We start from the raw sequence: 25,349 nt of genomic DNA, 5'->3' as shown, positions 1-25,349 counted from the left end.
GGGCCGACTGCCGGCCGGACGCCTCCCGCGAGGACGGCCGACTACTGGTCGGAGGCCTTCGCCGAGGCGGCCGCCTTCTTCGCCGGGGCCTTCTTCGCGGCCGCGGCCTTCGCCGTCGTGGTCTTCTTGGCGGCGGTCGTCTTCTTCGCCGCGGTCTTCTTCGCGGTGGTCGCCTTCTTCGCGGCCGTCTTCTTCGCCGGGGCCTTCTTCGCCGTCTTCTTGGCGGGCCCCTTGGCGCGCTTCTCCGCGAGCAGCTCGTAGCCGCGCTCGGGAGTGATCTCCTCCACGCTGTCGTCGGTCCGCAGGGTCGCGTTGGTCTCGCCGTCGGTGACATACGCCCCGAACCGGCCGTCCTTGACGACCACCGGACGCTGGCTGACCGGGTCGGTGCCCAGTTCCTTCAGCGGCGGCTTGGCAGCGGCCCGGCCGCGCTGCTTGGGCTGGGCGTAGATGGCGAGGGCCTGCTCCAGCGTGATGCTGAAGAGCTGGTCCTCGGTCTCCAGCGAGCGCGAGTCGGCGCCCTTCTTCAGATACGGGCCGTAGCGGCCGTTCTGCGCGGTGATCTCCACGCCCTCGGCGTCGGCGCCGACGACCCTGGGCAGGGACATCAGCCGGAGCGCGTCCTCCAGGGTGACGGTGTCCAGGGACATCGACTTGAAGAGGGAGGCCGTGCGCGGCTTGACCGCGTTCTTCCCCGTCTTCGGGGTGCCCTCGGGAAGGATCTCGGTGACATACGGCCCGTAACGGCCGTCCTTCGCCACGATCTCGTTCCCGGAGACCGGGTCGGCGCCCAGGGCGAAGTCGCCGCTCGGCTTGGCGAACAGCTCCTCCGCGTACGCCACGGTCAGCTCGTCCGGCGCGAGGTCCTCGGGCACATCGGCGCGCTGGTGGCCCTCGGAGCCCTTCTCGCCGCGCTCGACGTACGGGCCGTACCGGCCGACGCGCAGCACGATGCCGTCGCCGACGGGGAAGCTGGAGATCTCCCGGGCGTCGATCGCGCCGAGATCGGTCACCAGCGCCTTGAGGCCGCCGAGGTGGTCGCCGTCGCCGTTGCCCGCGCCGGAGGCCGCGCCCCGGTCCTCGCCCTCGCCGAAGTAGAAGCGCCTCAGCCACGGCACGGCCTGGGCCTCGCCCCGGGCGATACAGTCGAGGTCGTCCTCCATCTTGGCGGTGAAGTCGTAGTCCACCAGCCGGCCGAAGTGCTTCTCCAGCAGATTGACCACGGCGAAGCTCAGGAAGGACGGGACGAGCGCCGTGCCCTTCTTGAAGACATAGCCCCGGTCGAGGATGGTGCCGATGATCGAGGCATAGGTGGAGGGGCGGCCGATCTCGCGCTCCTCCAGCTCCTTGACCAGCGACGCCTCGGTGTAGCGGGCGGGCGGCTTGGTGGCGTGGCCGTCGACCGAGATCTCCTGGGCGGCGAGCGCGTCGCCCTCGGCGACCTGCGGCAGCCTGCGCTCGCGGTCGTCCAGCTCGGCGTTGGGGTCGTCGGCGCCCTCGACGTAGGCCTTCATGAAGCCGTGGAAGGTGATCGTCTTGCCGGAGGCGGTGAACTCGGCGTCCCGGCCGTCCCGCGCCGTACCGCCGATCCGGACGGTGACCGAGTTTCCGGTGGCGTCCTTCATCTGGGAGGCGACGGTCCGCTTCCAGATCAGCTCGTAGAGCTTGAACTGGTCGCCGGTGAGCCCGGTCTCCGCCGGAGTGCGGAAACGATCGCCCGAGGGGCGGATCGCCTCGTGCGCCTCCTGCGCGTTCTTGACCTTCCCGGCGTACACCCGCGGCTTCTCGGGGAGGTAGTTCGCCCCGTACAACTGCGTCACCTGCGCCCGGGCCGCCGTCACGGCGGTCTCGGAGAGCGTGGTGGAGTCCGTACGCATATAGGTGATGAAGCCGTTCTCGTACAGCTTCTGCGCGACCTGCATGGTGGCCTTGGCCCCGAAGCCCAGCTTGCGGGAGGCCTCCTGCTGGAGCGTCGTCGTCCGGAACGGCGCGTACGGGGAGCGGCGGTACGGCTTCGACTCGACGGAGCGGACCGCGAAGGAGGCGCCCTCCAGCGCGTTGGCCAGGCCGCGCGCCGCCGCCTCGTCCAGGTGGAGCACCCGGGTCTGGCCGGGCTTGATCGCGCCGTCGGAGCCGAAGTCGCGGCCCTGGGCGACGCGCTGTCCGTCGACCGTGTTGAGCCGGGCGATGAGGGAGGACGGGTCGGAGGCGTCCCCGGCCCGGCCGGTGGAGAAGGTGCCGGTCAGGTCCCAGTACTCGGCGGAGGTGAACGCCCTGCGCTCGCGCTCGCGCTCCACGACCAGCCGGGTGGCGACGGACTGGACCCGGCCGGCCGAGAGCCGGGGCATGACCTTCTTCCACAGGACCGGGGAGACCTCGTAGCCGTAGAGGCGGTCGAGGATCCGGCGGGTCTCCTGGGCGTCGACCATGCGCTGGTTCAGCTCGCGCGGATTGGCCACGGCGTCGCGGATGGCGTCCTTGGTGATCTCGTGGAAGACCATCCGGTGGACGGGGACCTTGGGCTTGAGGACTTCGAGCAGGTGCCAGGCGATGGCCTCGCCCTCGCGGTCCTCATCGGTGGCGAGGTACAGCTCGTCGGATTCGGCGAGCTGTTCCTTGAGCTTTCTGACCTGAGCCTTCTTGTCGGCGTTGACGACGTAGACCGGCTGGAAGTCGTGCTCGACGTCGACACCGAGACGGCGCACCTCACCGGTGTACTTCTCGGGCACCTCGGCCGCGCCGTTCGGGAGGTCGCGGATGTGCCCGACGCTCGCCTCGACGACATAGCCGGGGCCGAGGTAGCCCTTGATCGTCTTCGCCTTGGCGGGCGACTCGACGATCACGAGGCGTCGGCCGCCCTGTGCGGTCTCGCTGGTCGGGGACAACTTCGCTCTTCTCTCCGGTCGGCACTCGGTGGCGACACGGCGTTACACCGCTGGTGGCGTACCGCTGTGGCGCTGTGATGCTGCTGCGTGGTGCTGCTGCCGCTGCGGAGTGTGACGGTACAACCCGCCCCTGTGTCAAACGGCAAAAGCCCGCAACGGCCACTCGAACGGTAACCCGAGTCCGGCTGTTCCTGCCGCCCGGACCGGCAGGACGGTGTCCGGGGCGCTTCCTCAGAGGCGGCCGAAGCACCACGCGCCGAGGGCGAGGGAGACCACTCCGGCGGTGGCGGTGAGGGCGGCGGCCCGGCCGGGGCTCACCCCGTGGGCGACGGGCGCGCGCTGTGCCACCCGTACTCCCGTCCACAGCAGCAGTCCGGCTCCGAACAGCGCGAACGCCGTTCCCGCGAAGATCGCTGGCCCGCTCTCCATGCCGCTCCCCGTTTCTTTCGTGTCTCTCGCGGATTCCGCGATTCCGCGGTGGCCCGCGGATATCGCGATTCCGCCGCCGATGCCCAGGTGGTGCGGGGTCGCCCCGGGCCGAGGCTGACACCTTTGGGCGTCATGGGCGCGAAATCGGGGTGAACGGCGCGTGGGTTCACCCGGGCGGGGGCGGGGCGGGGCGCGTGGGGCCGGTTCCACGGGGCGCCGGCGCCCGCCGTCCGGGCGGCTCGCGCGGGGGCCGCGACCGCCGTGACCTGGGCGGCGGAACGGGATCGGCCGCCGCCGGGGTCCGGTCCCGGGGCTGCCGGGGACCGTGCGGGGGCCGCCCGGAGAGAGCGGGCGGGAGGAGGGCTCGGGGCCGTAAACAGAACATTGGCCAATTCGCCCTCATCGGACGGCGTGAAACATCCACCTGACCGGACGGGACCGGGCCGGACCTGGGCCGGACCTGGGCCGGACCCGGGCGGGGGTGCCGTCGGCGGGCCGATCCGGGCCGGGGGCCACGGGCCGGGGAGCGGGGCCGAGGGGGAGATGCGGGCCGGGGGCAGGGCCGCGGGCGGGGGCGTGCCCGCGGCTACGGGCGGGGCCGGCCGGGGCACGGGCCCGGCGGGACGAGCCCGGCCCCCCGGGGCTCAGCCCTGGGGCGCCGGCTCCAGGAAGCCCTCCTCCACCAGCAGCCGGATCGCCTGCGGCGTACGGTCCCGCAGCAGCACCGGATCCTCGTCGATGAGCTGGGCGATGGCGTCCAGGATCCGCCCGGCGCTCAGCGTCCCGTCGCAGGCCCCAACGAACCCGGCGCCCACCGTGTCCACCTTGGTGGCCCGGCGCATCCCCCGGTTCTGCCGGAGCACGACATGCTCGGGGTGCTCCTCGCCCGGCAGCCCGACCTGCTCCTGCGTCACCTCGGGGGCCAGCGTGAAGCGGTCGGCGAGCAGGGCCGCGTCGTCGTGGGTACGGAGATGGTCCTGCCGGGCGAAGTGGGCCCGCACACTCTCGCCGAGCGGCTGCTCCACCGGGTGCGGCCACTCCTCGGCCACGATCGAGGGCCGTTCGGAGCCGGACTTGCGCAGGGTGATCCAGCCGAAGCCGACGGCCCTGGTCCCGCGCGCCTCGAACTCGTCCAGCCACTCCTCGTACCGCCGCCGGTAGCGCTCGGGATCGCCCCGGTGGTCGCCGCTGTCGCGCAGCCACAGCTCGGCGTACTGCGTGACGTCCTGGACCTCGCGCTGCACGATCCAGGCGTCGCAGCCGCGCGGGATCCAGGAGCGCAGCCGCTCCTGCCACTCCTCGCCGTCCACATGCTGCCAGTTGGCGAGGAACTGGGCGTATCCCCCCTCGTTCAGCCGGTGTCCCGCCTCCTGAACGAGCGTGCGGCACAGATCGTCCCCGCCCATACCGCCGTCCCGGTAGGTCAGCCGGGCGCCGGGAGAGATCACGAAGGGCGGGTTGGACACGATCAGGTCATAGGTCTCGGAGCCGACCGGGTCGAAGAGCGAGCCCTCGCGCAGCTCGGCCTCCGGGGCGGCGGAGAGCGCCAGGGTGAGCCGGGTGAAGTGCAGGGCGCGCGGATTGAGGTCGGTCGCGGTGACCCGGGTGGCGTGCTGGGAGGCGTGCAGCGCCTGGATGCCGGAGCCGGCGCCGAGGTCGAGCGCGGTGGAGACGGGCGTACGCACGGTGATGCCGGCGAGGGTGGTGGACGCGCCGCCGACGCCGAGCACCACACGCTCGTCCTGGCCGTCGGACCCGCCCGCGCCGCCGACCGCGCAGCCCAGGTCGGAGACGATGAACCAGTCCTGGCCGTCCGGTCCGCCGTACGGCCGTACGTCCACGGTGGCGCGCACCTCGTCGCCGTCGCGGACCGCCCAGCCGCCGGCCAGGCACTCCTCCAGGGGAAGGGCCTCGCGGGCGCGCTCGTGGGGCACGGGCCGCTGGAGCAGGAAGAGCCGTACGAGCGTGTCCAGGACGCCGTCGCCGCGGGTGGCGCGCTCGGCGGGGACGGTCTCGCTGCGGGCGAGCGCCGCGTAGGCGGGCGCGCCGAGCAGTTCGAGCAGCCCGTCGGCGGTGAAGGCGCCGGCGAGCAGGGCCTCGCGCAGCCGGGGGGCGAGGGCGGGCGAGGGCGTGTGCGGGGCGGTGCTGGTCGTACTCACACCGCCCATTGTGGCGGCCGCCACCGACAATCGCGGCCCGGGGCCCGCTCGCGGGCCGCGGGGCGTCACCGGCGCGGCCCGCTCCTGGGGAGGCGGGGCCGCGCCGGGGCGGGGATCAGGAGGACGAGCCCGCCGCGGGGCTCTGGGCGGCCGGCTTGCAGCCCGGCTGCTTGGCCATCGCCTTGCCCGTCTCGCTCGCCCGGAGCTTCTCGCGGGCGCTCTGGTTCTGCTCGATCTTCGCGAGCCCGTCGGCGACGGGACGCAGACCGTCGGCGAACTCCTGCTGGTCGGAGACGTCGAGGGCGTCGACCTGCTTCTTCAGGTCGAGGTAGGACGTGGCGTTGGCGTCGTACTCGGCGGCGGCGTCCTTCACCAGCTGCTCGCCGTTCTCGACCGGGGGCGTGCCGGCGGTTCTGAAGGCCCCGGCGTAGCCCTTGTAGACGTCCGAGAGGTCCTGGAAGGCCTTGGAGTCGGCGGTCCGGATGTCGCCGGGCTTGCCGTCCGAGGCGGTCGCGCGGATGAGCTGCTCCGCGTCGGCCTCCTTCTTGATCTGCGGCTTCGCGGCGTCGCAGTACTTCTTGGCCCAGTCGTCGACCGTGAATTTGTCCTCGTCGCTGCTACAGCCCGACAGCGCGAGAACGAGTACCGCACCGCCTGAGAGTGCGACCGCAAGCTTCTTGTTCACCGGATGGGTCCCTTCCAAGGCTCCTCGGCCCCGGAACATACACGCCGCCTGGGCGGCATCCGCATGCCGTGCACCCGGTTCATCCTCTTTAAAGCCATTTGCACCAAGGGAGAGAAGGCTCACGGCGAAGGACGCGACGGGCGGGCGGCGCTTCAAAACGCGCCGCCCGCCCGCCTTTTGGCCCTTCCTGGCCAGGTGTCCGGTGATATGTCCGGTGGGTGTCCGGGGTTACGACACCACCGCGGGATCGGGTGACTTGGCGCCCTGCTCCGCCGAGTGGGGCTCGGCGTCGCCCACGGAGATGCCCCTCCGCTTGGAGACGTAGACGGAGCCGACGATGACCGCGATGGCGAGGACCGCCACCACCGCCCGGACTCCGGCGCTGGCGTCGTCGCCGTAGCTGAACTGGATCACCGCGGGGGCGATCAGCAGCGCCACGAGGTTCATCACCTTGAGGAGCGGGTTGATCGCGGGGCCCGCGGTGTCCTTGAACGGGTCGCCCACGGTGTCGCCGATGACGGTCGCGGCGTGGGCCTCGCTGCCCTTGCCGCCGTGATGGCCGTCCTCGACGAGCTTCTTGGCGTTGTCCCACGCGCCGCCGGAGTTGGCGAGGAAGACGGCCATCAGGGTGCCGGTGCCGATCGCGCCCGCGAGGAAGGCGCCGAGCGCCCCGACCCCGAGGGAGAATCCGACCGCGATCGGGGTGAGCACCGCGAGCAGACCGGGTGTGGCCAGCTCCCGCAGCGCGTCCTTGGTGCAGATGTCGACCACACGCCCGTATTCGGGCTTCTCGGTGTAGTCCATGATCCCGGGGTGCTCGCGGAACTGCCGCCGCACCTCGTAGACCACCGCTCCCGCCGACCGGGACACCGCGTTGATCGCCAGCCCCGAGAAGAGGAAGACGACCGCCGCGCCGAGGATCAGGCCGACGAGGTTGTTGGGCTGGGAGATGTCCATGACGAGATTCATGGGCGCGCCGTCGCCGACCTTCTCGCCGACGTCCCGGGCCGCGCCCGCGATGGCGTCGCGGTACGAGCCGAAGAGCGCGGCCGCCGCGAGTACGGCGGTGGCGATGGCGATGCCCTTGGTGATGGCCTTGGTGGTGTTGCCGACGGCGTCCAGGTCGGTGAGGACCTGCGCGCCCGCGCCCTTGACGTCGCCGGACATCTCGGCGATGCCCTGGGCGTTGTCGGAGACGGGTCCGAAGGTGTCCATGGCGACGATGACGCCGACGGTGGTGAGCAGTCCGGTGCCGGCCAGGGCGACCGCGAAGAGGGCGAGCATGATCGACGTACCGCCGAGCAGGAACGCCCCGTACACGCTGAGGCCGATCAGCAGCGCGGTGTAGACGGCGGACTCCAGGCCGATGGAGATGCCGGCGAGGATGACGGTGGCCGGGCCGGTCAGCGAGGACTTGCCGATGTCCTTGACGGGACGGCGGCTGGTCTCGGTGAAGTACCCGGTGAGCTGCTGGATCAGGGCCGCCAGCACGATGCCGATGGCGACGGCGACGAGCGCGAGGACGCGCGGGTCCCCGGCGTGGGTGCTGATGGCGGATTCGGTGACGCCCTCCAGGTCGGCGTAGGTGGACGGGAGGTAGAGGTAGACCGCCGTGGCGACCAGGACGAGTGAGATCAGCGCGGAGATGAAGAATCCGCGGTTGATGGCGGTCATTCCGCTGCGGTCGGCGCGCCGCGGGGCGACCGCGAAGATGCCGATCATCGCGGTGACCACGCCGATCGCCGGGACGATCAGCGGGAAGGCGAGTCCGGCGTCGCCGAAGGCCGCCTTCCCGAGGATGAGCGCCGCGACGAGGGTGACGGCGTACGACTCGAAGAGGTCGGCGGCCATTCCGGCGCAGTCCCCGACGTTGTCGCCCACGTTGTCCGCGATGGTCGCGGCGTTGCGCGGGTCGTCCTCGGGGATGCCCTGCTCGACCTTGCCGACCAGGTCCGCGCCGACGTCGGCGGCCTTGGTGAAGATGCCGCCGCCGACTCGCATGAACATGGCGATCAACGCGGCCCCGAGGCCGAAGCCCTCCAGGACCTTGGGCGCGTCGGCCGCGTAGACGAGGACGACACAGGACGCGCCCAGCAGGCCGAGGCCCACCGTGAACATTCCGACCACTCCGCCGGTGCGGAAAGCGATCTTCATTGCTTTGTGCGCGACGGCCGTCAGATCCTTGGCCGGTTCTCCCTCCGCCGGTGTCGCCTCTCGCGCGGCGGCCGCCACGCGCACATTCGCTCGTACGGCGAGCCGCATGCCGATGTATCCGGTGGCCGCCGAGAAAAGCGCACCCACCAGGAAGAACACCGAACGCCCGGCCCGCTGTGACCAGTCGTCGGCCGGGAGGAGCAACAGCAGGAAGAACACCACGACGGCGAAGACGCCGAGGGTGCGCAGCTGTCGCGCCAGATATGCGTTGGCGCCTTCCTGGACCGCCGCCGCGATCTTCTTCATGGAATCGGTGCCCTCGCCGGCGGCCAGCACCTGGCGCACCAGCAGCTGGGCGACGACGAGCGCCGCCAGGGCCACCACCGCGATGACAATCACGATCAGCCGATTGTCATCCGTGAGGACCGCTGCCGCGAGAGAAGTGGGGTGATCGATTTCTTGCGAGCTGAAGAGCCCCGCCATTCGTCCTCCTTGACGTCGTTCAGAGCTCAAGATGTGGACGGATTGTAGGTAGCGGAACCCGATCAAAACAGGGCGCGGTAAACGGAATTGACCTTCAGTTGCTACTCAGCAAATGATCGGCTTCCGAAAACAACCCCCGAAAGCGGTAATGGGGTGAAAGCATTGACGCTTGATCAATGATCTAGATAAATGATCCAATAAAAAGAAAAGAGGCCCTGCTCAGCAGGGCCTCTTCTCGAAGCGTGAAACACCCGGGAGCATCCCGGGGCGGCGGAGCCCGTCAGGGGAGCACGGAGACCGGTGCCACCGGCCAGCTCATCCTGATCACTCCGCCCTCGTCGGTGGAACTGACCTCCAGATCGTCGACAAGACCGCTGATGACAGCGAGGCCCATCTCGTCCTCGCCCTCCGCGTCCTCCTCGGCGGCGTCGCGCGAACCGGAACCGGTCCCGCTCTCGCCGCCCGGACCGGGGACCTCGTCCCCGACCTCGATGGAGAACGTCTTGTCCTCATCGGTCAGCACCACCCGTACGGGAGCGGTGATCCCATGGCCTCGGTGCAGCCCGACGGCACGGCTGCAGGCCTCTCCGACCGCCAGCCGGACCTCGTCCAGCACGGCCTCGTCGACCCCGGCCCTGCGCGCCACGGCAGCGGCCACCAACCGGGCGGTCCTGACATGTTCGGGCTGGGCACTGAAGCGAAGTTCGACGGTGGCCATGCCATCCCCCTCGGACGTACGGGCGTGCATCTCAGAGGCCCGGGCTGGATGCCCGGTGCCCCATCTCTTCTTCCGGCGGCTCCGGCCGGTGTCAGTCGGTGGCCGCTACGGCTTCCTCGACCGTGGTGTGGATCGGGAACACCTTGGTCAGGCCCGTGATCCGGAAAATCTTGAGAATGCGCTCCTGGTTGCAGACCAGGCGCAGCGACCCCTCGTGCGCACGCACACGCTTGAGGCCGCCCACCAGCACTCCGAGCCCGGTCGAGTCCAGGAAGTCCACGCCCTCCATGTCGACGACCAGGTGGTAGCTGCCGTCGTTCACCAACTCGACCAACTGCTCGCGCAGCTTGGGCGCGGTATAAACATCAATCTCGCCACCGACCTCGACGACCGTACGGTCGCCGACGGGGCCGGACACATTGCGAGTCGACAGGGACAGGTCCACGGATCCTCCAGCACCTTGCTATCGAGCGCCCGCCCCCTGAGGTCTCCCCGGCGGAGCCGGGGGACGGTCGCCAGCCGCGATGGCATTCAATCACTTACCAGCAGCCATGCACGACGCCTTGGGACCATTGTCCGTCACACCAGTGACACACTCGGTGCCGATGGCCAAGAATCTCCGTCCCAGACGACCCCACGAGAGCGGGGAGAACCGCCCCGGTCCCCGTGCGGTCCTCGACCGGCTCGCCGCGGGGGCGGGCCGGGCCGCGCGCATCACTCATACGGAGCACTTGCCCCCCAGGCAGGGCCGCCATGCCGTCTGGCCCCACCGCATCCGCCCAGAAGTGATCAACGCCATTCGACTGGCGGGTGTCGAGCACCCCTGGGTCCACCAGACGGCCGCCGCCGAGCACGCCCTGGACGGCGAGTCGGTCGTCATCGCCACCGGCACCGCGTCGGGCAAGTCGCTGGCCTATCTCGCCCCCGTGCTGACCGCCCTCCTGGACGGCTCCGAGGCCCCGAACGGGCGCGGCGCGACCGCGCTGTACCTCGCCCCCACCAAGGCGCTCGCCGCCGACCAGTGCCGCGCGGTGAAGGAGCTGGCCGCCCCGCTGGGCAACCGGGTCCGCCCGGCGGTCTACGACGGCGACACCCCGGTCGAGGAACGGGAGTGGGTCCGGCAGTACGCCACCTATGTGCTGACCAATCCGGACATGCTGCACCGCGGGATCCTGCCCTCCCATCCGCGATGGGCCTCCTTCCTGCGCGCCCTGCGCTATGTCGTCGTCGACGAGTGCCACACCTACCGGGGCGTCTTCGGCTCCCATGTCGCCCAGGTGCTGCGCCGGCTGCGCCGGATATGCGCCCGCTACGGCGCGAACCCCGTCTTCCTCCTCGCCTCCGCCACCGCCGCCGAGCCCTCCGTGGCGGCCGGCCGACTGACCGGGCTGACCGTCCGCGAGGTCTCGGACGACGCCTCGCCGCGCGGCGAGCTGGTCTTCGCCCTCTGGGAGCCCCCGCTCACCGAGCTGCACGGCGAGAAGGGCGCTCCCGTGCGCCGCACCGCCACCGCGGAGACCGCCGACCTCCTCACCGACCTGACCGTGCAGGGCGTCCGTTCCGTGGCGTTCGTCCGGTCCCGCAGGGGCGCCGAGCTGATCTCCCTGATCGCCAAGGAGCGGCTGGCCGAGGTGGACCGCTCGCTGCCCGGGCGGGTCGCGGCCTACCGCGGCGGCTATCTGCCCGAGGAACGCCGGGCCCTGGAGCGCGCCCTCCACTCCGGCGAACTGCTGGGGCTCGCCGCCACCACCGCCCTGGAACTCGGGGTCGACGTCTCCGGTCTGGACGCCGTGGTGATCGCCGGATATCCGGGGACCCGGGCCTCGCTGTGGCAGCAGGCGGGCCGCGCGGGCCGCTCCGGACAGGGCGCGCTGGCCGTTCTCGTGGCCCGGGACGATCCGCTGGACACCTTTCTCGTCCACCACCCCGAGGCGCTGTTCCAGCAGCCGGTGGAGTCCACCGTCCTCGACCCGGACAACCCCTATGTGCTCGCCCCCCATCTCTGCGCCGCCGCGGCGGAGCTGCCGCTCACCCCGGCCGACCTGGAACTCTTCGGGCCCGCGACGAAGGAGCTGATGCCCCAGCTGGAGTCCGCCGGGCTGCTGCGCCGCCGGGCCACGGGCTGGCACTGGACCCGCCGGGAGCGGGCCGCCGACCTCGCCGACATCCGGGGCGGGGGCGGACGGCCGGTCCAGATCGTCGAGGCCGACACCGGCCGGCTGCTGGGCACGGTCGACGCGTCGGCCGCGCACACCGCCGTCCACGAGGGGGCCGTCCACCTCCACCAGGGCCGCACCTATCTGGTCCGGCGGCTCGACCTGGAGGACTCGGCGGCGCTGGTGGAGGAGGCCGTACCGCCCTACTCCACCACCGCCCGCGATGTGACCTCCGTCTCCGTGCTCGAGACCGACACCGAGATCCCCTGGGGCGAGGGGCGGCTCTGCTACGGCTCCGTCGAGGTCACCAACCAGGTCGTCTCCTTCCTGCGCCGCAAACTGATCACCGGCGAGGTGCTCGGCGAGACCAAGCTCGACCTGCCGCCGCGCACCCTGCGCACCCGGGCCGTGTGGTGGACGGTGAGCGAGGCGCAGCTGGACGCCGCCCGGGTGGACCCGGAGCGGCTGGGCGGGGCGCTGCACGCCGCCGAGCACGCCTCCATCGGGATGCTGCCGCTCTTCGCCACCTGCGACCGCTGGGACATCGGCGGGGTCTCCGTGCCGCTGCACCCGGACACCGCGCTCCCGACCGTCTTCGTGTACGACGGCCACCCGGGCGGCGCGGGCTTCGCGGAACGCGCCTTCCACACGGCCCGCGCCTGGCTCTCCGCGACCCGCGAGGCCATCGCGGTCTGCGAGTGCGAGGCCGGCTGCCCCTCCTGCATCCAGTCCCCGAAGTGCGGCAACGGCAACGAGCCCCTGCACAAGCGGGCCGCTGTGCGGCTCCTCACCGAACTGCTGCGCGGGGCGGAGGACCCGCCCCGCCCGGGGGGCTGAGAGCCCTCCGGGGGCTTGTGGGGGCCCGGCGCGGGAGGCGCCGGGGGCCAGGGGCTTTCCGGGGCCTCCGGAAGGTCCCGCACGGGAGGCCCCGGGTGCCGGGAGCCCTGTGGCGGGTGCCGAGGATCCCTCGCGGGAGATGCCGGGGGTTGAGCGGCCTCCGCCGACCGCAGGTGGGCTGGCGCGGGAAGGGCCGGGTGGTGCTGAGGGCCCTTCGCCGGCCCCAGCAGGTCGGCCGGGCGCTGAGGGCCCTCCTCCGACCGCCGAAGGACCGGTACGGGAGGGGTCAGGGGCCGAGAGCCCTCCGCCGGCCTCCGAGGGCCCCGCGCGGGAGGCCACCGCCGGGGCGTATGGGCCGAAGCGGACCCGGGCCGTCACCTCGGCGGTCTCGCCCCGCACCGCGCACCGGACCGTCTCGGCGCCCTGTGCCCGCGCCACCCCGGCCGCCCGGGCGCAGGCGGCGCTCTCGCCCAGCAGGGCGAGGTCGGCCGCCGCCAGAGCGGCCAGATCCGCCGCCGCGCCCGCCCGGTGACGGGCCGCCACCGCCTGCCCCAGGGCCAGCACCGCGGCGAACACCGCGCACAGCAGCGTCGCCGCCACGGCCGCCCACACGGTGGCCGAGCCCCGGTCGCCACGCGGGGCGCGGCCCTGCTCACCGTGCCGAGCGCCGTCCCGGAGGGCCGTGCGCGCCCGCTGCCGGCCGCCGGTCACGGAGGCGTCCCTTCCGAACCGATGCCGACCGTGTCCTCGGCGAGGGCGGCCGCCTCGGCGCTCAGGGTCAGGCCCAGAGCGCCGGGCCCGGGCGCGGACGCCGTCACCCCGACCCGCCAGAGATCCCCCGCCCGCCGCAGGGTGACCTCGGCGCCGGGCGGGGCGGCTGAGCGGGCCGCGGCGAGGACGGCGGCGCGCGGCTCCGACCGGGCGGCGGCCCTGGCCCCGGCGCGGGCCGCGTCGACGCACTGGATCTGCGCCGAGGCCGCCGTCAGCGCCCACACCAGCGCCATGGTGAAGACCACCAGGGCGGGCAGGACGACGGCCGCCTCCGCCGTCACCGATCCCGTGTCGTCCGCCGCGCGGGACCACCTCGGAGACCCCCGGCCGGGGCGGCGGTCAGAACTGCGCATCGAGCGCCTTGCCGATCAGCGATTCGAGCGCGCCCGAGACCGTCCCACTGGTGACGATCTTGTAGAGAACCGCCGCGAAGGCACACGCCGCGATCGTCCCCATCGCGTACTCGGACGTGGTCATGCCCGCGTCGCCGCGCCGTCGGAGCGACCCTCCGCCCAGCCGGGCGCGCCACCACTTCCGTACCGGATTCACCATGACAAACCCCCAAGATCCGTTTCATTCACCGTGCAGCAGTCCTTCCGCGAGTCCGATCACCACGGGCGCCACCCCGACCGCCAGGAACGCGGGCAGGAAGCAGAGCCCCACCGGGGCCGTGATCAGCACCTGGGCCCGGCGGCCCCGGGCCCCGGCGGCGCGCGCCCGGTCCGCCCGCAGGCGGCTCGCCAGCCGGGAGACCGGCTCGCCCGCCGGAGCGCCCGTGGTGCCGGCCCGCTCCAGACAGCGGGCCAGCTCCGCCGCGCCCGGCAGCCGGGCGAAGGAGGCCCAGGCCCGCCCCGGTTCGCCGCCGAGCCGAAGCTCCGCGGCGGCCTGTGAGAGCCGTTCGCCGACCGGGCCGCCCAGGGCCTCGCCGACCGCCTCCGCGGCCTCCCTGGGGCCCGCGCCGGCCGAGAGACAGGCCGCCAGCAGATCGGCAGCGAGCGGAAGCCTCCGGTCCGCCTCCGGGGCCGGGGCCCTGGTCCCCGGCCGCCATCGCCGCACCGCCCAGCCGGCGGCGAGCCCCGCGCCCAGCCCGAGCGCCCCCTCCACGAGGAACCAACCGGCGGCCAGCGCCACCAGCGGCGGGCCCCAGATCCGCAACCGCGCCCCGGGCTCCGGCCGCCACCGCCGCCGGGCCCGCGCCACCCCCAGCAGCGCCTCGCCGCGCCCGCGCGCCCTGCGTCCGTCGCGCAGCGCGGCGACCGCGAGGCCCAGGAGGAGCACCGCCGCGAGCGCCACCGCCGCCGTCGGCCCGGGCGCGGCCTCCCCGGTCAGCACGGCCGCCCCGCGCGTACGATCCGGGCGGCCCAGCACAGCCCGGCGGCCTCCAGCGCCCCGCCGACCAGCAGACACATCAGTCCCGCCGGGGTGTGGAACAGGACCCGCAGGGGATCGGCGCCCAGGGCCCAGCCCATGGCCAGCCCGACCGCGGGAAGCAGTGCCAGCAGTCCGATGGTCGACCGGGCTCCGGCCAGCTGGGTGCGCAGATCCTCCCGCTGGTCCCGCTCCGCCCGCAGAGCCGTCTCCAGCCGGTCGAGCCCGGCCGCCAGACCGGCCCCGCTCTCCACGGCCACCCGCCAGCAGGCCGCGAGCCCCGCCAGACCCTCCGCGCCCGGCTCCCGGGCCGCCTCCCGCAGCGCCTGCGGCACATCGCCGCCGAACCGGGCCGCGGCCGTCACGGCCGTCTGAGCCGCCCCCAGGGCCCGGGTGGACCCCGCGGCGCAGACCAGCGCCCGAGCGGGCTGGAGGCCCGCCCTCAGCTCGCCTGCGACCGCTCCGCACAGCGCGATGACCGCCTCGGACCGCCGCTCGCGCTCCCGCGCCCGCTCCACCGCCCTCAGCCGCCGGCCGGCCAGCGGCACCGCCACCGCTCCGGCGAGCAGCGGCAGCACGGATTCCGCGAGCACCGCCAGGAGCAGCGCCGCCGGCACGCACAGCCACTCCCGCCGCGTCCGCACCACCGGCAGCAGCCGTTCCCGGGTCCACCACGGGGCCGGCTCGGCCGGGAGCCCGCCCGCGAGCAGCAGCCGCGCCCGGTGCCACCCCCGGTCGCGCCCCGCGATCAGCAGGGCCGCCGCCCCCGCGCACACCGCGGCGGCGTGGAGGGGATCCGCCGCGATCACGGCGCGCCGCCGGTCAGCCGCCGCAGCCGCTCCCAGCCCCGCTCACGGACGAACGCCTTCTCGCCCCACCGCAGCGCGGGAACGGTGCGCACCAGACCCGCCGCGTCCCGCTCCAGGACATGCACCTCGGCGATCCGCCGCCGACCGCCCCGGTCGCGTACGAGATGGATCACCACCGAGAGCGCCGCCGCCAGCTGGCTGTGGAGCGCCGACCGGTCGAGGCCGGCGGCCGTGCCGAGCGCCTCGAGCCGCGCGGGGACGTCCGCCGCCGCGTTGGCGTGGACGGTGCCGCAGCCGCCCTCGTGCCCGGTATTGAGGGCGCTGAGCAGTTCTGTCACTTCACCGCCCCGGACCTCTCCGACGACGAGCCGGTCCGGTCTCATCCGCAGGGCCTGGCGCACCAGGTCCCGCAGGGTCACCCGGCCCGCGCCCTCCTGATTCGCCGTGCGGGACTCCAGCCGCACCACATGGGGGTGGTCGGGCCGCAGCTCCGCGGAGTCCTCGGCGAGCACGATCCGCTCGCGCTCCCCCACGAGCCCGAGCAGCGCCGCGAGGAGTGTGGTCTTGCCCGTGCCGGTGCCGCCGCTGATCAGGTACGAGAGCCGGGCCTCCACCAGGGCCCGCAGCACCCGCTCCCCGCCGGGCGGCACCGTGCCCGCCGCCGTCAGCTCCTCCATCGAGAAGGCCCGGGGGCGCACCACCCGCAGCGACAGACAGGTCGAGCCGACCGCCACCGGCGGGATCACCGCGTGCATCCGGGTGCCGTCCGGCAGCCGGGCGTCCACCCAGGGCCGGGCGTCGTCCAGCCGGCGCTCCGCCACGGCGGCGAGCCGCTGGGCCAGCCGGCGCACCGCCGCGGCGTCCGTGAAGGTGACCCCGGCGGGCTCCAGACCTCGGCCCCGGTCGACCCAGACCCGGTCGGGCGCGGAGACCAGCACATCCGTCACGGAGGGATCGGCGAGCAGCGGCTCCAGCGGCCCGGTGCCGACCAGCTCGCGGCGCAGCTGTTCGGTGCCGCCGAGGACTTCGGCGTCGCCCAGCAGCCGCCCCTGCGCCCGCAGGGCCGCGGCGACCCGCGCCGGGGTCGGTTCGGCACCGCTCTGGGCGAGCCTCTGCCGTACCGCGTCCAGGAGTCCGGCGCTCATGAGGCGGTCCCCCCGATCCCGGCGCGGTCCCAGAAGGCGGTGCAGAAACGGGCCAGCGGACCGCCGTCCCGGCCCGGAGGCACGCCCTCGGCGCGGCCGGCGGGCGGCCCGGTCTCCCAGGGCAGCTCTCCGGCGAGCGGAAGGCCCAGCGAGGCGGCGACCCAGCCGTCGTCGAGCCCCGAGTCGTACGGGCCGCGCGCCACCACGCGCAGGTCCGGGAGGACCATGCCGACCACCGACGCCACCCGGTTCGCGGCGGCGACGGCCCGCAGCTCGCCCGGCACCACCAGCAGTCCGAGGTCGAGCTGGGCCAGCGCCTCCGCCACGGCCTCGTCCACCCGGCGCGGCAGGTCGACCACGACCACTCCGCCGCGTCTGCGGGCCGCCGCGAGCACGGATCGCATGGCCTCGGGCGGGACGACGACCGAGTCGCCCCGGTCCCAGCTGAGTACGCGCAGCTGATGCAGCTCGGGGAGCGACTCCTCCAGCGCGCCGCCCGCCACTCGCCCCTTCGAAGAGGCGAAATCCGGCCATCGCCGCCCCTCCGCCTGCTCCCCGCCGAGGAGGACGTCGATGCCGCCGCCGAGCGGGTCCCCGTCGATGAGCATGGTGCGCCGGCCGGCCCGGGCCGCGGTCACCGCCAGGGCGCAGGCGAGGGTGGACGCCCCCGCGCCGCCCCGGCCGCCCATCACGCCGACCGTCAGCGCCCGCTCCTCGACGCCCTCGGCCACATCGGCGATCCGGTCGACCAGCCAGCGCTCGGCGTCGGGCAGCCGCAGGACGCTGTCCGCCCCGATCTCCACCGCGAGCCGCCAGACGTCCGGGTCGTCCTGCTCGCGCCCGACGAGCAGCACCCCGCGCCTGCGGGCGGCGCCCCGGCAGCGCGCCGCCGCGTCGTCGCCGACCAGGATCAGGGGAGCGCGCTCCCAGCTTCCCCGGTCCTCCGGCAGCGAATGGTGGACTTCCGGCTCGGCTCCCGCCGCGGCGCACAGCCGCAGCAGATCGTCGAGCAGCTCCACGTCCTCGGTGACGATCAGAGGTCCCGCCCGCCGTTCCGCGGCGGCCGGCGTCCCCTTCGATGTGATAGATCCAGCCACGATCTCCACCCCCTGTTTGCGGCGATCCCCGTTCGATACGGGATCGGTGATTCCGGGGCCCCGCGAACTGCGCGGCCGGAATCACGGTGCGACGTACTCGGAAATCGTGTGGATCTTGCCGGAAATCTGTGGACGGGCCGTCGCTTGTGAATAACTCCGCAGCCCGAACCGGTGACTCCCTGGCGCACCTCTTCCGCTACGCACAGTAACGATGCAGAGTGGTGGCAGGCCTCGTCCGACCGGGGCCGGAAGAAGGGGGAGGGATCGGAATGGATCTCGAACGGAGTAAGAAAACGCGTCCGGACATGCGACGACCCCCGCCGGGGGGGAGAGCGGGGGTCGTCTCTCCGGCCGGCTCGGGGGGGGAGGAGCCGGACCGGGTTAGCACGGTCGCGAACGATCCGTGACTTCCATGGTGTACCCGAGAGCCTTCTCAGGCAAACCCACACGCCCGGGCGTACGCCGAATGGCGGGCACCTATGCTCTGCTCGTGGATAACCACTCCTTGCCTCGCGCAGCCGCGTTCTTCGACCTGGACAAGACGGTCATTGCGAAGTCTTCGACGCTGACCTTCAGCAAGTCCTTCTACCAAGGCGGCCTGATCAACCGACGGGCCGTACTGCGCACCGCCTATGCACAGTTCGTTTTTCTCGCGGGCGGCGCCGACCACGACCAGATGGAACGGATGAGGGAGTACCTCTCCGCACTCTGCAAGGGCTGGAACGTCCAGCAGGTGAAGGAGATCGTGGCCGAGACGCTGCACGATCTGATCGACCCGATCATCTATGACGAGGCGGCGTCCCTCATCGAGGAGCACCACACCGCGGGCCGCGATGTGGTGATCGTCTCCACCTCGGGAGCCGAGGTGGTCGAGCCGATCGGCGAGCTGCTGGGCGCCGACCGGGTGGTCGCCACGCGGATGGTGGTGGGCGACGACGGCTGCTTCACCGGCGAGGTGGAGTACTACGCCTACGGCCCCACAAAGGCCGAGGCCGTCAAGGAGCTCGCCGCCTCCGAGGGATACGACCTCTCACGCTGCTATGCGTACAGCGACTCCGTGACCGATGTGCCGATGCTGGAATCCGTCGGACATCCCTATGCCGTGAATCCGGACCGCGCGTTCCGCCGCGAGGCGAATGCCCGGGACTGGCCGGTTCTCGTCTTCAACCGGCCGGTCCGGCTGAAGCAGCGGCTGCCCGCCTTCTCCATGCCGCCCCGCCCGGCACTGGTGGCGGCGGCAGCGGTGGGCGCGGCGGCGGCCACCGCGGGGCTGGTCTGGTACGCGAATCGCAGGCGCGGGGCGGCGGCCCGGACGGCCGCTGCGGCCCTGGGCGACCTCGCCGAACGATTTGCCCGTATTTGAACGGAAAAGTAAAGAACTGGAGCAAAGGGTTCCGCTTCCTGGGGCACCGGAGTACAAAGGAGTCAACGGCCCGCGAGACCAAGGACGTCCGAGAGGATCACCTGTGAAACGCATGAAGGCCCCACGGACCGAGCATGGAAGCTGAGAACCCACGCGACGTCGACCCGTCGAATACGGGCCAGCCGCACCAGGCAACGGGCCATAGTTCCCGGCCTGATGGGCACAGCAGATCGAGGACGCTTGGTACCTCGGTGGACATGCCAGCGGCGGTACCTCTTCCGGTACCGCCGCAACCCTGTCCGGGGCTTCTCAGGCCGCTCCGCGCTGGAGCGCCTCACAGACTGCCGTGGACTCCCTGACCCCCAGCTCGGCCGAGCGCGCGCAGTGCGCGATCCACCCCGCCATCCCCTCCGGCGTACCGGAGAGATAACCCTCGAAGGCGGCCGCGTACGCCGCCCGGCCCTGCTCGGCGTGGCCGACCTCCGCCGGACAGATCGACTTGGGGTCGAGCCCGCCGCCGATCAGCACGATCCGCTCGGCGGCCCGTGCGACCAGGCCGTTGTACGAGCCGAAGGGCCGCAGCGCCAGCAGTTCGCCGTGGACCACGGCGGCGATCACCGGGGTCGGCGCGGCGCTGCCCGCTACGAGCAGCGCGGCGAGACCGTCCAGCCGGCCGCCCACCTCCTCGGCCCTCGGGAGCGGGGCCTCGATCAGCGGCTCCGCGACCGGCTCCCCCGGGAGCCTGGGGCGGCCCGCGGTGTCGTCCTCGCCGGCTCCGCCGGCGGCGACCAGATGGAGTCTCGCCAGCACCCGCAGCGGCGACTGCCGCCAGACCGAGAGGAGTTGACCCGCCTCCGCCGTGAGCCGCAGCGCGGCGCCGACGGTACGGGCCTCGGGATCGCCGCTGAAGTCGGTCCGCCTGCGGACCTCCTCCAGCGCCCAGTCCGCGCCGGAGAGCGCGGCGGAACCGCGGGCCCCGCGCAGCGCCGCCTCCGAGGTGACCTCGGTGCTCCGCCGTCGCATGACCCGGTGCCCGTAGACCCGGTCGACGGCCTTGCGCACGGAGTCCACGGACTCGGCGACGCCCGGCAGGGAGGCGAGCACGGCCAGCGGATCGGCCGACGGGTCGGATGAGGCGGACGAGGCATTCGTACTCATAGGCAGCGAGGCTACGCGCCACCCGCGCACGCCCCACCTTGGAGTGGTCTTCTTCACTCGACTTGACAGCACCCGGCAACCGAACCACTACCCTAGGTGAACATGAAGATCGCTTTCGTAGGGAAGGGCGGCAGCGGCAAGACCACGCTGTCCTCGCTCTTCATCCGTCATCTGGCCGCCAATGAAGCGGCTGTCGTCGCCATCGACGCCGACATCAACCAGCATCTCGGGGCCGCGCTCGGCCTCGACGAGGAGCAGGCCGGGGCGCTGCCCGCGATGGGCGCGCAACTGCCGCTGATCAAGGAGTATCTGCGGGGCTCCAACCCCCGGATCGCCTCCGCCGACACCATGATCAAGACGACTCCTCCCGGCGCGGGCTCCCGGCTGCTTCGCGTCAGCGAGAGCAATCCGGTCTACGACGCCTGCGCGCGTACGGTCCGGCTCGACGACGGGGACATCCGGCTGATGGCGACGGGGCCGTTCACCGAGTCGGACCTCGGAGTGGCCTGCTACCACTCCAAGGTGGGCGCGGTGGAGCTGTGCCTGAATCATCTGGTCGACGGGCCCGAGGAGTATGTGGTGGTCGACATGACCGCAGGCTCGGACTCCTTCGCCTCCGGGATGTTCACCCGCTTCGACATGACCTTCCTGGTGGCCGAGCCGACCCGCAAGGGCGTGTCCGTCTACCGTCAGTACAAGGAGTACGCACGGGACTTCGGCGTCGAGCTGAAGGTGGTCGGGAACAAGGTGCAGGGCCGCGACGACGTGGAGTTCCTCCGCGAGGAGGTGGGCGAGGACCTCCTGGTGACCGTGGGCCACTCCGACTGGGTCCGGGCGATGGAGAAGGGCCGGCCCCGGCGGTTCGAGCTGCTGGAGGCGGAGAACCGGATGACGCTCCAGACCCTTCAGGACACCGCCGAGGACTCGTACGCGCTGCGCGACTGGGACCGGTACACCCGCCAGATGGTCCACTTCCACCTGAAGAACGCCGAGAGCTGGGGGAACGCGAAGACGGGGGCCGACCTGGCGGCCCAGGTCGACCCCGCCTTCGTCCTCGGCGAGGAGATGGCCGACGTCAGTGATCCGCTTCCGGCCTGACCGCGTGTGAGGCGGCCGCCACGGGCTTGGCCGGCCGGCCCGCCGGGGCGACGGGCTGGGCGGCGAGGAAGCTCTCCCAGCCCTGCTTCGGCGACTGGCCCACCTCCAGGGTGCGCAGTTTCCGCAGGACCTCCGGGTCCTGGGCGTCGAGCCAGTCGGCGAGCTGCTTGAAGGAGACGCACCGCACGTCCTTCTGCACACAGACCGTGGCGATCGACTCCTCGATGGCACGCATGTAGGTGCCGCCGTTCCAGGACTCGAAGTGGTTGCCGATGATCAGCGGGGCCCGGTTCCCCCGGTACGCACGGTCGAACGCCTGCACGAGGCCGTCCCGCATCTGGTCGCCCCAGTACTCGTGCGACGCGGGGTCCCCCTTGACCGTCCCCGACTGATTGATCATGAAGTTGTAGTCCATCGACAGGGTCTCGAAGTCACGCCCGGGGAACGGGACCAGCTGGAGCGAGAGATCCCACAGACCCTGGTCCTTCTCGGGCCAGATCTGGTCGTTGACCCCGCTGGTGTCGTAGCGGAATCCCAATTCGCCCGCCGCCCGCACGAAGTTGGCGCGGCCCTCCAGACAGGGGGTGCGGGCCCCGACCAGTTCCTTGTCGTAGTCGAACGGAAGGGGTTGTTCGCCGGTCAGTCCGGAGTTCGACTTCCAGTTCTTCACAAAGGACTTGGCCTGGGCGATCTCGCTCTTCCACTCGTCGACGGACCAGGTGCCCACTCCGCCGTCCGTACCGCAGAAGTGGCCGTTGAAGTGGGTGCCCACCTCATTGCCGTCCTGCCAGGCGCCGCGCAGTTCGCGCACGGTCGCCCTGATGCCCTCGGTGTCATTGAATCCGATGTCGGAGCGCCCGGCGGAGTGCTGCGGCGGAAGGTACAGATCCGATTTCTCCTCGGGCAGGAGATACACACCGCTGAGGAAGTAGGTCATGGTGGCGTTGTACTTCTTGCCCACCGTGCGGAAGTGCGAGAAGAGCCGCTGGCTGTCCTCGCCGGCCCCGTCCCAGGAATAGACCACGAACTGCGGCGGCCGCTCACCGGGCTTCAGCCGCTCCGGCCGGAGCTGACCGGGCTGGATCCCGGTGAAGGCGGTGGAGCCGTCGCCGATCAGGCGCGGCGCGGCCTTGGGGGCGGCGGCCGCCTTCCGGGCCCCGGGGGCTCCCTCCTTTTCGGCGTCCGCGCCGGGTCCGCCGCAGCCCGCTAGTCCCGCGATCGCAGCCGTGGCGGCCACGCCCACGGCGACCCTCATTGTGGCGGCCTTCATCCGCCCACCCTCTTTCATATGACTTTGTGCTTTTCGGACTGGCGACGTCGGAGCAAAAGTCACATCGCGGAAGGCGAAGAGGGTGCACGACGAGCCGCATTAAGCGCACTAATCACTGAAACGGGTGAAACACTGCCCCATTTGCCCAGAAAATCGAGCCAGTGTCTTTACTCTGCATTACGATCAATTTACTGAAAGTTGAGGATCCCGCCGCTGCATGCCGTGACTCACGGCCGCGCCCCACATTCCGCGACCGCGCCGCCCGGAGGAGACGGGAAATCATGTCCGCCTGCGCCCCCACCCGCACCGAAGACCCCTCGCACAAGCCCCGGAAGACCGGCCGGGGCAGCCCCCACAGCCCCCCGCGAAAAAGCGGAGACCCCCGGCGATTCCGTATCGCCGGCTCCGACGTCTCCGCGTCCATCGCCGTATTCCTGATCGCGCTGCCGCTCTCGCTCGGCATCGCACTCGCCACCGGCGCCCCGCTCCAGGCCGGACTGGTCGCCGCGGCGGTCGGCGGAATCGTCGTCGGCCGGTTCGGCGGGGCTCCGCTCCAGGTCAGCGGACCGGCGGCGGGACTGACCGTCGTCACCGCCGATCTGATCCAGCAGTACGGCTGGCGCGTCACCTGCGCCATCACCGTCCTCGCCGGATTCGCCCAACTGGGACTCGCCGCACTGCGGGTGGCCCGCTCGGCGCTCGCCGTCAGCCCGGCGATCGTCCACGGCATGCTCGCCGGCATCGGCGTGACCATCGCCCTCGCACAGCTCCACATCGTGCTCGGCGGCACCCCGCAGAGTTCGGCCGTGGAGAACGTCCGGGCGCTGCCCGCCCAGTTGGCCGCCCTGCACCCCGCCGCGATCTCGGTCAGCGCCCTGACCGTCGCCGTGCTGCTGGCCTGGCCCCGGATCCCCGGACGCGCGGGCCGAATCGTCCGGAGGATCCCGGCCGCGCTCGCCGCGGTGGCGGGCGCGACCACCGCCGCCGCGGTGGCCTCGCTCCATCTGCCGCGCGTCGATCTGCCCTCGTGGAGCAGCCACGCCCTGCCCGGAATGCCGCAGGGCCCCGCGCTGGGCCTGGTCGCCGCCGTGCTGACCATCACCCTCGTCGGCAGTGTGGAGTCCCTGCTGTCCGCCGTCGCCGTCGACAAGCTGGCGGCGGCCCGCAAGGTGCCGGACGTCCGCGTCCCGCGCGCCGATCTCGACCGGGAGCTGGCCGGCCAGGGCGCGGCCAATGTGGTCTCCGGCGCGCTCGGCGGACTGCCGATCACCGGTGTGGCCGTACGCAGTTCGGCCAATGTCTCGGCCGGGGCGGTGAGCCGCCACTCCACCATGCTCCACGGCCTGTGGGTGGTGCTCGCCGCGCTGCTGCTGGTCCCCGTCCTCGATCTGATCCCGCTCGCGGCGCTCGCCGCGCTGGTGATGGTCGTGGGCGTCCAGATGGTCAACATCACCCATCTGCGCAGCGTCCGCCGGAATCGCGAGATGCTGGTGTACGCGGCGACCCTGGGCTCCGTCGTGATCACCGGGGTGCTGGAGGGCGTCGTGATCGGGATCGCGGTGGCGGTCGCGGTCGCGCTGCACCGGCTGACCCGCACCCGCATCACCGAGGACGAGCAGGACGGGATCCACCGGGTCCGGGTGCGCGGGCAGCTGACCTTTCTCGCCGTGCCCCGGCTGAGCAGGGCGCTGAGCCAGGTGCCCCCCGGCGCCGAGTGCGTGGTCGAGCTGGACGGCTCCTTCATGGACCACGCGGCGTACGAGGCGCTGCACGACTGGCAGACCTCCCATGTGTCGCAGGGCGGATCGGTGGAGTTCACCGGCCGCTCCGGATCCCGGATCAGCGAGGCCGCCTCGGAGACGGACGGCTGCTGTCGCCCCTGGACCCCCTGGCGCAACCACCACTGCGAGGGCCGCCCCGAGCGCACCACCGCGCATCCGCTCGCCGACGGCGTCAGCTCCTTCCAGCGCGACACGGCCCCACTGGTCCGGGACGAGCTGGCCCGGCTGGAGCGCGAGGGCCAGCGCCCCTCACAGCTCTTCCTCACCTGCGCCGATTCCCGCGTGGTCACCAGCATGATCACGTCCAGCGGCCCCGGGGATCTGTTCACCGTGCGCAATATGGGCAATCTCGTTCCGCTGCCCGGGGTGGAGGGCGGTGACGACTCGGTGGCCGCGGCGATCGAGTACGCCGTGGAGGTGCTCCAGGTCGATTCGATCACCGTCTGCGGACACTCCGGCTGCGGGGCGATGCAGGCCCTGCTCTCCGCCCCTCCGGTGGGCGCGCACACCCCGCTGCGGCGCTGGCTGCGGCACGGGCTGCCGAGTCTGGAGACGATGAGAAGCCGGCACCGGTCCTGGGCGCGGATCTCGGGCCGGCTGCCCGCCGACGCGGTGGAGCAGCTGTGTCTGACCAATGTGGTGCAGCAGTTGGAGCATCTGCGGGCCCATGACGCGGTCGCCCGGCGGCTCTCCGAGGGCACGCTGAAGCTGCACGGGATGTACTTCCATGTCGGCGAGGCCCAGGCGTATCTGCTCGCGAGCAGCGACGAGCATGTGTACGACGCGGTCTTCGACCGGGTGGCCCCCGCCTCCTCGTCGCTGGCGAAGGCCCGCGCCTGAACCGGCCGTCCGGCGGCGGCCATTCAGAATCAGCCGTACGGAATCGGCCGTCCGGGGGAAAGTCTGAACCGATCGCGCGGCCCGTCCGTGTAGACGAGTGGCCCCTTCTTCCCGCCGCCCGGGGAGAAGGGGCCGCCTTCGGG

General features: G+C 72.4%; 19 protein-coding genes and 1 pseudogene. 4 read left to right on the top strand and 16 right to left on the bottom strand.

Translation table 11 applies throughout. The annotated features are described in order from the left end of the window. Positions 1-41: 41 nt before the first annotated feature. From topA to bldG, 7 genes are all read right to left on the bottom strand, one after another. A complete protein-coding gene (topA, locus tag ACF089_RS25820) occupies positions 42-2,885 on the bottom strand; it encodes a type I DNA topoisomerase (protein ID WP_392030957.1) in 2,844 nt (947 codons plus the stop codon). 231 nt (positions 2,886-3,116) lie between these two features. After that, positions 3,117-3,314 carry a hypothetical protein gene (locus ACF089_RS25815; protein WP_392030955.1) on the bottom strand — a complete coding sequence of 66 codons (198 nt, stop codon included), beginning with the start codon at positions 3,312-3,314 and terminating at the stop codon, positions 3,117-3,119. A gap of 644 nt (positions 3,315-3,958) precedes the next feature. Then, the gene (locus ACF089_RS25810; protein ID WP_392030952.1) at positions 3,959-5,482 is read right to left on the bottom strand and encodes a methyltransferase; all 1,524 of its coding nucleotides are present in this window, start codon (positions 5,480-5,482) and stop codon (positions 3,959-3,961) included. 106 nt (positions 5,483-5,588) lie between these two features. Beyond that, on the bottom strand, positions 5,589-6,158 hold the full coding sequence (locus ACF089_RS25805) for a small secreted protein (RefSeq protein WP_392030949.1): 570 nt from the start codon (positions 6,156-6,158) through the stop codon (positions 5,589-5,591). A 228-nt stretch (positions 6,159-6,386) separates the two neighbouring features. Continuing rightward, a complete protein-coding gene (locus ACF089_RS25800; RefSeq protein WP_392030946.1) occupies positions 6,387-8,795 on the bottom strand; it encodes a sodium-translocating pyrophosphatase in 2,409 nt (802 codons plus the stop codon). A gap of 280 nt (positions 8,796-9,075) precedes the next feature. Continuing rightward, positions 9,076-9,513: an ATP-binding protein gene (locus tag ACF089_RS25795; RefSeq protein WP_392030943.1), complete on the bottom strand. Its 438-nt coding sequence runs from the start codon at positions 9,511-9,513 to the stop codon at positions 9,076-9,078. A 91-nt stretch (positions 9,514-9,604) separates the two neighbouring features. Continuing rightward, positions 9,605-9,958, bottom strand: a complete 354-nt coding sequence (gene bldG / locus ACF089_RS25790; RefSeq protein WP_351559740.1) for an anti-sigma factor antagonist BldG — start codon at positions 9,956-9,958, stop codon at positions 9,605-9,607. A gap of 79 nt (positions 9,959-10,037) precedes the next feature. Here bldG and ACF089_RS25785 point away from each other — a divergent pair, with 79 nt between their 5' ends. Then, complete coding sequence (locus ACF089_RS25785; protein WP_392030940.1) at positions 10,038-12,506, top strand: DEAD/DEAH box helicase; 2,469 nt, start codon at positions 10,038-10,040, stop codon at positions 12,504-12,506. Between the two features lie 333 nt (positions 12,507-12,839). Here ACF089_RS25785 and ACF089_RS25780 read toward each other — a convergent pair. The 7 genes and pseudogenes from ACF089_RS25780 to ssd all read right to left on the bottom strand — a co-directional run. Next, positions 12,840-13,217 (bottom strand): annotated as a pseudogene (locus ACF089_RS25780) (Rv3654c family TadE-like protein); the annotation flags it as partial. Beyond that, the gene (locus ACF089_RS25775) at positions 13,214-13,630 is read right to left on the bottom strand and encodes a TadE family type IV pilus minor pilin (protein WP_392030937.1); all 417 of its coding nucleotides are present in this window, start codon (positions 13,628-13,630) and stop codon (positions 13,214-13,216) included. The gene ACF089_RS25775 and the pseudogene ACF089_RS25780, both read right to left, overlap by 4 nt. Further along, positions 13,617-13,829, bottom strand: coding sequence for a DUF4244 domain-containing protein (locus tag ACF089_RS25770; protein ID WP_392030934.1), 213 nt, complete (start codon positions 13,827-13,829; stop codon positions 13,617-13,619). Before ACF089_RS25770 ends, ACF089_RS25775 begins: the two co-directional genes overlap by 14 nt. A gap of 21 nt (positions 13,830-13,850) precedes the next feature. Then, positions 13,851-14,606 (bottom strand): type II secretion system F family protein, encoded by a 756-nt coding sequence (locus tag ACF089_RS25765; protein WP_392031290.1) that lies wholly within the window; start codon positions 14,604-14,606, stop codon positions 13,851-13,853. Next, complete coding sequence (locus tag ACF089_RS25760) at positions 14,603-15,454, bottom strand: type II secretion system F family protein (RefSeq protein WP_392030932.1); 852 nt, start codon at positions 15,452-15,454, stop codon at positions 14,603-14,605. Before ACF089_RS25760 ends, ACF089_RS25765 begins: the two co-directional genes overlap by 4 nt. Beyond that, entirely contained in the window at positions 15,451-16,599 is a 1,149-nt protein-coding gene (locus ACF089_RS25755) for a TadA family conjugal transfer-associated ATPase (RefSeq protein ID WP_392030929.1), read from the bottom strand. Before ACF089_RS25755 ends, ACF089_RS25760 begins: the two co-directional genes overlap by 4 nt. Continuing rightward, complete coding sequence (gene ssd / locus ACF089_RS25750; RefSeq protein WP_392030926.1) at positions 16,596-17,705, bottom strand: septum site-determining protein Ssd; 1,110 nt, start codon at positions 17,703-17,705, stop codon at positions 16,596-16,598. The genes ACF089_RS25755 and ssd overlap by 4 nt, the downstream gene beginning before the upstream one ends. Before the next feature lie 457 nt (positions 17,706-18,162). Here ssd and ACF089_RS25745 point away from each other — a divergent pair, with 457 nt between their 5' ends. Further along, entirely contained in the window at positions 18,163-19,059 is an 897-nt protein-coding gene (locus ACF089_RS25745; RefSeq protein WP_392030923.1) for an HAD family hydrolase, read from the top strand. Positions 19,060-19,368: 309 nt separating this feature from the next. Here ACF089_RS25745 and ACF089_RS25740 read toward each other — a convergent pair whose 3' ends face one another. Beyond that, positions 19,369-20,217: an oxidoreductase gene (locus tag ACF089_RS25740; RefSeq protein WP_392030920.1), complete on the bottom strand. Its 849-nt coding sequence runs from the start codon at positions 20,215-20,217 to the stop codon at positions 19,369-19,371. Between the two features lie 102 nt (positions 20,218-20,319). On the opposite strand from ACF089_RS25740, the gene ACF089_RS25735 reads away from it, so the two are divergent. After that, positions 20,320-21,315: an ATP-binding protein gene (locus ACF089_RS25735; protein WP_392030917.1), complete on the top strand. Its 996-nt coding sequence runs from the start codon at positions 20,320-20,322 to the stop codon at positions 21,313-21,315. Here the strand turns inward: ACF089_RS25735 and ACF089_RS25730 are convergent. Further along, on the bottom strand, positions 21,293-22,585 hold the full coding sequence (locus tag ACF089_RS25730; RefSeq protein ID WP_392030914.1) for a hypothetical protein: 1,293 nt from the start codon (positions 22,583-22,585) through the stop codon (positions 21,293-21,295). The genes ACF089_RS25735 and ACF089_RS25730 overlap by 23 nt on opposite strands. 281 nt (positions 22,586-22,866) lie before the next feature. On the opposite strand from ACF089_RS25730, the gene ACF089_RS25725 reads away from it, so the two are divergent. After that, positions 22,867-25,206: a bifunctional SulP family inorganic anion transporter/carbonic anhydrase gene (locus tag ACF089_RS25725; RefSeq protein ID WP_392030911.1), complete on the top strand. Its 2,340-nt coding sequence runs from the start codon at positions 22,867-22,869 to the stop codon at positions 25,204-25,206. Positions 25,207-25,349 lie beyond the last annotated feature (143 nt).

The sequence above is a fragment of the Streptomyces sp. NPDC014894 genome (assembly GCF_043080985.1).
GTDB lineage: Bacteria > Actinomycetota > Actinomycetes > Streptomycetales > Streptomycetaceae > Streptomyces.
Note: the sequence above shows the minus strand (reverse complement) of the source record. Positions and strands in the feature narration are given on the sequence as shown.